The organism is Pseudoflavonifractor sp. HCP28S3_F10 (assembly GCF_052065415.1).
GTDB lineage: Bacteria > Bacillota > Clostridia > Oscillospirales > Oscillospiraceae > Pseudoflavonifractor_A.
Map to the genome: position 1 here is coordinate 1 of NZ_JBQHUB010000064.1, position 1513 is coordinate 1513.

At 52.7% G+C, this 1513-nt stretch carries 2 protein-coding genes; both read right to left on the reverse strand.

All coding sequences use genetic code 11. The features are described from left to right. A partial coding sequence (locus ACTNBZ_RS14285) for a recombinase family protein (protein WP_441210940.1) occupies window positions 1-633 on the reverse strand: 633 nt, incomplete at its 3' end. 72 nt (window positions 634-705) lie between these two features. Continuing rightward, entirely contained in the window at window positions 706-924 is a 219-nt protein-coding gene (locus tag ACTNBZ_RS14290; RefSeq protein WP_015574135.1) for a hypothetical protein, read from the reverse strand. Window positions 925-1513 lie beyond the last annotated feature (589 nt).

A 1513-nucleotide genomic window follows, 5' to 3' on the forward strand; every position in this document is an offset into this window, starting at 1 on the left:
ATATTTGTCGAATATGATCCGCACCACAGCGGCCTCGGCCTCGTTGACAACCAGCTCAAAAACTTCATGCTTGCGCTTATTGAAGCGGCCACTCTTTACGAGATCGTAGCCGTAGGGAGCAAGCCCGCCTTTGAAACCGCCGTCCTCGACAAGCTGGCCGAGGGCGGTTTTTGTGCGGATAGAAGTCTTTTCGCTTTCACCGTCAGCTTGCCAGAAGCGGATATAGTTGGTGAGTTTGTCGGTGTGGGTATCAAAACGCTGCTCACCCTCTTGGGTACTCCATACCCGGATGCCGTTCTTGACAAACCATTCCACCACAAAGGGCGTTTCGTCAGCGATACGCCCGATGCGGTCAAACATGAACACCAGCAGAATATCGAACTTGCCCTGCTTGGCCCGTTCTTTGATGATTTGGAGTTTGTCGCGGTTTTCGGCCCGTACCTTGTGGCCGGATACGCCGTCCTCCTGTTCTTCGTGAACAATCGTCCAGCCCATCTTTTCACAGAAGCGGTGGCACTCTCTGCGCTGCATGGGGATGTCGGCTTGGCTTTTATCGTCATAGTCCACTTGCTTGTCGGTGGACACTCTATACAAACAGTCAACGCGAGTTCCGATAAGAATGTTATTTTCCATATTGATCCGTCCTTTCATTTGTCATAAGGGCAAACCAAAAGAGCGAATCAATACGCGGGAGATATGAACTTTTCAAGGTACATAGGGGCTACCCCCACTATTATTATCGCTCCGATTGGGGTGGATTGCAAGGATGTCGCCGTGGGTATGCTTGGCGGCATTGTTGGCAAAAGAGGATAGCAAAATCTGTTTCACATGGCCGAGGGCCGTTGTGTTTCTGCTATCGGCAAAGGTAGCGGATATTTGATAACCGTCAATGGCGAAAGTGGTTAATTCTCTTGTGCGCTCCATAGATGACCTCCTTCACAAATGGCGTAGAACTGATTGATCCCCGTTGTCTGTTGGGGAAACACGAAAAGGCGGCACCCGCGATTGGGTGTCGCCCTTTTGCCTTTCTCCACATTGGGACAATTTGTCTCGAAGTTAGAATAAGGAGCGCCGCGCTCATTTTCTTGGCCCGTCATAAGACAGCTATACTCGGCGCGACGCTCCTTGCTGGGGTGGTGCGGCAGCTCCGGGGGACAGGCTGCCAGCCTGTCCACTCGCGGATCGTGGCCGTGGGGTGGCAAGTCCCCACTTGCGGCGTTGGTGTGGATCGCTCGTCCTCCGTGTTGGAGAAGTCCTGGCGCACCCGCCGCCCGGCTCCTCGCACTATGCCCGGAGCCGCCGCTATTCAGTTGTGGAGAGGATCAACTCCTCTCATATACCAAGGACATTTGGAAGATGTTTTTTAACCCCCTACATCAAACATTTTGCAAATATTTTTTCATCGCAAATTGCAATAACAAGTTGGACACCCCGTGGTAAAAACCTTGCTCACGGATGGAGCCGCAGGATCTATCCGTGAGCGAGGTTGCCGCAGCCGTCAGGCTGCGTAGAC